Source organism: Dyadobacter crusticola DSM 16708, assembly GCF_000701505.1.
Lineage (GTDB): Bacteria > Bacteroidota > Bacteroidia > Cytophagales > Spirosomataceae > Dyadobacter > Dyadobacter crusticola.
The window spans coordinates 223,739-230,877 of record NZ_JNJB01000013.1; the positions used below are offsets into that span (position 1 = coordinate 223,739).

The window sequence follows — 7,139 nt, forward strand, 5'->3', positions numbered from 1 at the left end:
GCCGGGTAGCTATTTTGATAATGGAGGAAATAGCAGCACATATCTTATTAGGGTAATATTGAAGTAACACGAGAAAGCCATCTTTGCCGGCATGAAAATACCCGGCTTCATTCTGCTCGCATTCCTCACATGGGTACTCTGGCTGTTCGTTTCGCAGTACCTTTTTTGCGCCCGTTTTCAATTCGATGATCCTGTGCCGTTTGAAGGTTCAACCATTTTCAACCCCTACGACTCAGCCGCTGCATCTCAATGGGTGAAGTGTAATTTCCATGCGCATTCGCGTGCCTGGGAGGGTTTTACCAATGGACATGGAAGTGCAGAAGACATTCACGAGGCGTATAAAGCCCTGAACTATGGTGTGCATTGTGTTTCAAATTACCATTACATCGACACAACCCATTCATCCAATCCCGACTACATTCCCGCCTATGAGCATGGATACAATATCAACAAAACACATCAGCTTGTCCTCGGCTCGGATAAGGTGCTCTGGCTTGATTACCTTTTCCCGCAGTCGGTCCATAACAAACAGCATGTACTCAAACACCTCAGCGAATCGGGAGAGCTTGTGATTCTGAACCACCCTGCTTTAAAAAATGGCTATACAAAAGAAGACCTGGCGCAGCTGACCGGATACAATTGTATGGAAGTGCTTAGTCCGTCGGTGGTTTCTACCAAACAATGGGATGCAGCCCTTTCGGCGGGAAAAGCAGTGTTTGTAGTTGGCAATGATGACACCCATAATGTGCTGACGAAAAATCGTGTGGGCCGCATGTGTACATTCGTTAATGTTGCTGTCAATTCAGCAAAAGAGGTTTTAACTGCATTAAGAACGGGACGAAGCTACGGTGTTGAGATCGGCCCCGGACAGCTGATTAATTCCTTACCATTCTTGCAAAGCGTCAATGTAAAGGGTGATTCTATATTGATAAGAATGAGCCAGGCTGCAAACCGCGTGACATTGTTTGGTCAGAACGGGAAGGTACTGACATCAACTAACGATACCGACCAGATTGTTTACCGGCTCTCTCCTTCCGATCATTACGCCCGCGCCACCTTTGAATTTGAGAACGGTACAACTGTTTATCTGAACCCGGTATTTTTTATTCCAAAAACGGGGTACCGTGCACCTGTCTCACATGAAAATGTAGGAGAAACCATTTTCTACCGGGCACTTGGTGTCGCCGTGCTTTCTCTTTGGGCATTGGTTTTATTCGTACAGATTTCCGGTAAGAAGAGTCAGCAGTTTGGACGCAGGCGCTTGTCGCTCAGGTGAAATAAGGATGAGTCAGTAAACGAGATTGCTTATGCTGCTCCCACACAACAAGAAGTCCGCAGTATTCTGGATAGTCGTGATTTCGACATTGATACGCAGTGTCGTTGCCTGGTGCACAAATCTGGGGAATGATGAGGTGTATTATTTCACCTACGCCGTCCAGCCGGATCTGAACCATTTCGATCACCCGCCTCTGGTCGGTATTTTCATCCGGGTCTTTACGGCTAATCTCCACTTCTACAACGAATTCCTGATGCGCCTGCCCGCTATTCTCGGCGCGGCAATCAATACCTGGCTCATTGCCAGATGCGGCAAAATGATCCGAAATGTGCAGGCCGGGGTTATTGCGGCGCTTCTTTATAATACCTCCATTTATACCAGCATTATCTCCGGCGTCTTTATCCTACCCGATTCTGTTCAGATTGTTTCCTGGCTTGCGGCTCTTTTTTGTATGCTTCAAAGTATCCGCAGCCAATCCGCTCAAAAGCAAAACAGGTATCTGGTATGGATTGGCATTTGGATCGGGCTTGCTGTGATGAGCAAGGTTCACGGCGTTTTTCTTTGGGCAGGCTTTCTGGCGTTTATAGTTTTCAACAAGCCAACCTGGCTCAAAAAACCATCCTTGTATTTGTCGCTGATCATTACAGCAGTCCTGATTTCTCCCATTCTGATCTGGAATATCAACAACGATTTTATCACCTGGCATTTTCACAGCGAACGGGTCCAGCCCAACGGAATGGGAGTGAATGCGAAGTCCTTTCTGAGAACCACTATCGGACAAATGCTGTACTGCAATCCTTTTCAGTTCAGCATTTACGTGCTGTTGTTGTATGCCATTGTCAAAAGGCGCCTGTATGTCCAGCGCATGGATGTGCAGCTGCTGCTTTGGTGCAGCTTGCCGCTCATCGTTTGTACCACTGCAAGCTCCCTTTTCCGCGATACACTCCCGCATTGGAGCGGACCTGGATACATTGGTTTAATGCTCCTGTCAGCCGCATTTGTGGATCAAAGCTTCGCTTCTGCCAGAAGCAAGATTCCGCAACGGCTGGTGACGACCTCCGCAGGGCTGATCCTGCTGGTTGTATTGGCAGGTCTTCCCATAATCCATTATTATCCCGGAACCTTTGGCAAAAAGTCGGCGCTGCAAGTCGGAAGTGACGATCCCACGCTGGACCTTTATGGCTGGGACCAGCTCCTGCCCGCATTCAAGAAAATCAGGGACCAGGATATGCAGCAAAATAGCATGTCTGCCGATGCGCCGCTGGTAGTTAACCGTTGGTTTCCGGGCGGACATTTATACTATTATCTGGCTTATCCATTGCGAATGAACCTGGTAGGTCTGGGCGAGCTGAATGATTTGCACAAATTCAAATGGCTCAACGAAAAGTATGACCGCATCCTGCCGGGCACCCATGCTTACTTCGTTTCTCCATCCAACAACTTTACTGATCCTGCGAAAATTTATTCCGGACAGTTTCAATCCATCGAAAAAGCGGCAACAATCGTTCAAAAAAGAAATAATCAGGTGGCCAGAAAATGGTATGTATACAGGCTGAAAAATGCGATTGCCGGCCGTGATATTCCTGCACCGCCGACTGTGGATAAAGCCAATAGCATACTCATTTTCAGCAAAACTGCCGGATTTCGTCATAGCTCCATTGAAGCCGGAATTACTGCAATCAAAGCCGAATGCGCGCGACGGGACTGGGATGTGCACGCCACTGAAAACGCCGCGCTGATCAACTCAACATACCTGCCCCATTTTAAGGTGGTTGTATTCCTTTCCACAACGGGAGAAATCCTGACTACCACCCAAAAACAAGCTTTTGAAATGTACATGAAAAACGGCGGCGGATATGCGGGCATTCACTCGGCTTCCGATACCGAGCATCACTGGGACTGGTATGGGCAAATGCTGGGGACGAGATTTCGGGATCATACGTTTTTCCCCGTCCATACCCCGCACGCAGAGCTTATCACCGAAGCGCCAGACCATCCTTCCACCAGCGGACTTCCTGCCCGCTGGCAAAAGGAAGATGAATGGTACAATTTCGAAGAAAACGTCCGGGGCAAAGCAGGGTTCCAGGTGCTGCTAAGTCTCAATGAAAGTTCATACCCGTCGATCTGGCGTAAAATGGACGGTGACCACCCTATTTCCTGGACGCACGCGGCCGGGAAGGGAAGAATGTTCTATACCGCACTGGGCCATCATGCCAGCACCTTCACGGATCCTGACGCAATGCGTCACATCATCGGCGGTATCCAATGGGCAGGGAAGCTGGATTAGTTAGTGATTTGTTCAGGTTAGCTCCGGCAGATTGCCCGTCCGGGAAATGCAGTGCGTGGGACTGCATCATCGGGAGGAGCTCACTAAGTACAGTTTTTACCACGCTACAATATATGTAAAATAATTACTACAAACATGTAATTACATCTCAATGCTTTTTTCTTGAACTCCATAGAAACTATTTCTAGTTTTGCCCCAGTAACTGAACTGCACACACTGATCTTTGAAGGATACTCCCACATCTCAGAGGCGATGATTTCGATCAGATCGATCTCGACCGCACTATCAGCACACACGGAGTAGCCGTTACCAGGTAACGTTTACCACTCCGGGCTGGAAATCCAGCCCGGACTATTTTTTATTTGAATCACACACCGGACAAAAAATGACCCATGACGATCCCTCTCGTTTTGGCAGGAGAGACTGGACATATACCTTGATATTCATCGTTCTTCTCATGCTTGTGTACCTGTCCAGGACATAGCTATCGCCAGGCATTTATCTTTTAGTACCTCGCATCTATATTTGTATTTCCGGGGCGCATCTGAACCCCGCAGTTTCACTCGACCTTTAGGCAGAAGGCCGCTTTGATGGTGGAAAGTTGGCAATCATGCCAGCACCTTCACGAATCCCAACGCAATGCGTCACATCATCAGCGGTATCCAATGGGCAGGAAAGCTGGATTAGGTTAGTGATTTGTTCAACTTCTATTCAAACTTGTTCCTTAATTCTTTCACAAGCTTCTTCACAGCGGCTGACTGGGGATTGAAGCCATTCATCCGTTCGGACTTCTTGACTTACACAATTTTTGCTGATCACTTCTCAGGAACGACGCACTTAAAGCAACCTTCTTTACCACATTGAACCTCAGTTCCGTACCACCGGGAACTTTGGTATTCAACTGCAAAGTAAAGTGTGCGTCTTTTTTTTGGAGACGCTATTTTCCCGTAACCCCACTCCTACAAGGCGGCTGCCGGATCTTTCTTACTAAATAAGACTTACCCAAGAAACCTTGTACTTAATTGTTGCCTGGATCTCAATTTTGAGTCACATTTCTCGCTTTCATAACATTCCCTTGTAGTACGCTTTCTATATTTGGTCTCAGGAATTCTTTACAAATGAAATTGTAGTTAAAGTGAAATTCACCATTAGTTCATATCTCTTAGCGTTTGCGTTGTCTTTTCATTTCTTTGTTAGTCAAGCCCAGTTTGCAGAGGTAAGCGGCCTTTCCGCATACGAGGTGCGTCAATATACCGATGAGAATGGCCTGCCTCAAAATAGTATCAAATCGATCACCTCAGATGCTCAGGGTAATGTTTGGCTAGCGACTGACGGTGGACTGGCCAGGTTTGACGGGAGGAGATTTAAGATTTTTGATAACTTCGGAAAAGGGCATTTCGACCGGAGTATCGCATCCTTTCATATAAATCCCGCACATCCTGACGGAAGCTTCTTTGCAGCTAATGACGAGAAAACCTTTATCCGGATTATCAATGGTCAAGCGGCAGTAGACAGCAGCTGGTACACGAAGGGAATGGCACCACTACCCCTCAACCTGCAAGGCAAAGAATTCTATTTGACAGAAGGTTTGCCAAGTCTTGGACGAGATCACATTTTCCAATCGAAGCTCGTCATTCCAACTGGTGATAATCACTTCTTTGTATATGATAAGAAGAACGTGGAGTTCTTTAAGGGCCAAAGACGAATCAGATCTTTTCCGTTAGCAGGCAGGGATTTCTGGGGGTTTTTCCGATTGAAGAACAACTTATACCTTTTTGAGAACGGCGTGTTTTCTCGCTTGGCAGATACGTCACCTTCCTTCCGTGAGTATGTAAGCCTTTCGGGCAACATTCTCGATGATCCCTTGCATGTCCAAGGTAACAAACGCGTGATTCACTGGAACAACTGTACAGACCAAGTATATATCCAGCTCGGGAAATCACTGTATACGGTACATGAGGGATCAAAAGGTGAACTTAAAACGAGTCTCATACTGGAAGGGTTCGATTTTGAGACCAATCAAATTACCAAGGTACACTTTGATCAGCAAACAGGCCGGATCTTCCTGGGAAGTTTGATAAATGGCTTGTTTGTATTGAAGAAGAAGCCATTCCGGCCTGTCTATGCACGTTTCGAAGGAGCAGATAATGTCTTCTATAGTCAGGTAGCGATTAACAACAGCGTCTTTACAAGCCATGGAACTGTGTTCTCCCACGATGAATCAAGTGATGAGATCTCAGCCCGTCAAATAGAAAGTCTTAGTACCACAGATCTTACGACTTTACTCGTTGATCGCAGGGGTAATCTATGGTGTGAGAAGCGCAACACCATCTTTGAAACGGAACCAGGTGGCAGAATCAAAAGACAGTGGACTTTACCAGAGTTAATAACCCAACTGTACGAGGGAAAAGATGGAAGAATCTGGATTGGGCTAAGATCTGCCGGGTTATACACGCTGGATCCCGCCGACCCTGCTGCCGAGCCCAAGCTTTTCGTGGCGCACCCCATGACACACGCTTCCTGGATTCAGCAGCAAACCGAAGATATACTTTGGGTGGGAACTGGCATGGGATTGTATAAAATACATATCCCCAGCCGAAAGGTCTCTTACATCAAAGGCTTGGAAAACTCTTACATCCGTAGCTTATACATCCCCCGTAACAGCGATGAGATTTGGGTCACAACCTATAAGGATGGTTTTTTCCTGCTTAAAGATGGGAAACTAACGAGCTTTCCGCTCGATAGGAACAGACACTTGGCTAATGCGCACTGCATTGTTGAAGATGAGAAAGGATTCTTCTGGATTTCTACAAACCGGGGCCTGTTTCAAATACTCAAGAAAGATCTCTTAGACTATTCGGAAACACAGGTAAAACCATATTATCATTATTACTCCAAGGCCGACGGCTTCTACACCAATGAATTTAATGGCGGCTGTTCACCTTGTGCAGTCCGACTCGCTAATGGGTATTTATCTTTACCTTCAATCAAAGGTTTGGTTTGGTTCAAACCCGAGCAAATCTCTACCGAGTTGCCCGACAAAAGGATTATGGTGGACCGAATTCAAATAAACGGGCAGGCTGCTATACTGAAAAATAATAATGTCATTTTCAGGCAGGATCAAAGAGAGTTAAAAGTCTTTGTAACCACGCCATATTTTGGAAGTCCGGAAAATATCCACTTTTCTTACGCATTAACTGCCCCGAACACTACGCCCAGCCACCAGGAATGGTTGCCTATCGACGCTTCCAGTGACGTTATTAACATTTTGCAGTTGAAACACGGCAAGTATGTTTTACATGTTCGCAAGCAGAATGGCTTTGGAAGAGGCAATAACGAGTACGTGAGTATAGAGATAACGGTCCCACCACTATGGTATCAGACTTGGTGGTTTTTTCTGTTGTGCGGAATCGGCAGTTTCCTGATTGTTTCTGCCATTCTAAAGGCACGAGTAAGCTCAGTCAAAAGAAGAAATTTAGCCCTTGAAAGCCAGATTGAATATCGGACGAAAGAGCTCAAGAACGCCTTAGAGAATTTAGAAGAATCCAAGAGCGAGCTTGTTCGGCAAATGCATTT

General features: G+C 46.4%; 3 protein-coding genes. All 3 read left to right on the top strand.

The genetic code is table 11. The features are described from left to right. Positions 1–91: 91 nt before the first annotated feature. A complete protein-coding gene (locus Q369_RS0118190) occupies positions 92–1,276 on the top strand; it encodes a CehA/McbA family metallohydrolase domain-containing protein (protein ID WP_031529211.1) in 1,185 nt (394 codons plus the stop codon). A 31-nt stretch (positions 1,277–1,307) separates the two neighbouring features. Continuing rightward, complete coding sequence (locus tag Q369_RS28420; protein WP_051664135.1) at positions 1,308–3,563, top strand: ThuA domain-containing protein; 2,256 nt, start codon at positions 1,308–1,310, stop codon at positions 3,561–3,563. Positions 3,564–4,698: 1,135 nt separating this feature from the next. Next, positions 4,699–7,139, top strand: a 2,441-nt coding sequence (locus Q369_RS0118200; RefSeq protein WP_051664136.1) for a ligand-binding sensor domain-containing protein, incomplete at its 3' end; no start/stop codon positions are given.

Coding starts and splice junctions, on each gene's coding strand:
- Q369_RS28420 (WP_051664135.1), top strand. CDS start 1,308: ATGCTGCTCCCACACAACAAGAAGTCCGCAGTATTCTGGATAGTCGTG.
- Q369_RS0118190 (WP_031529211.1), top strand. CDS start 92: ATGAAAATACCCGGCTTCATTCTGCTCGCATTCCTCACATGGGTACTC.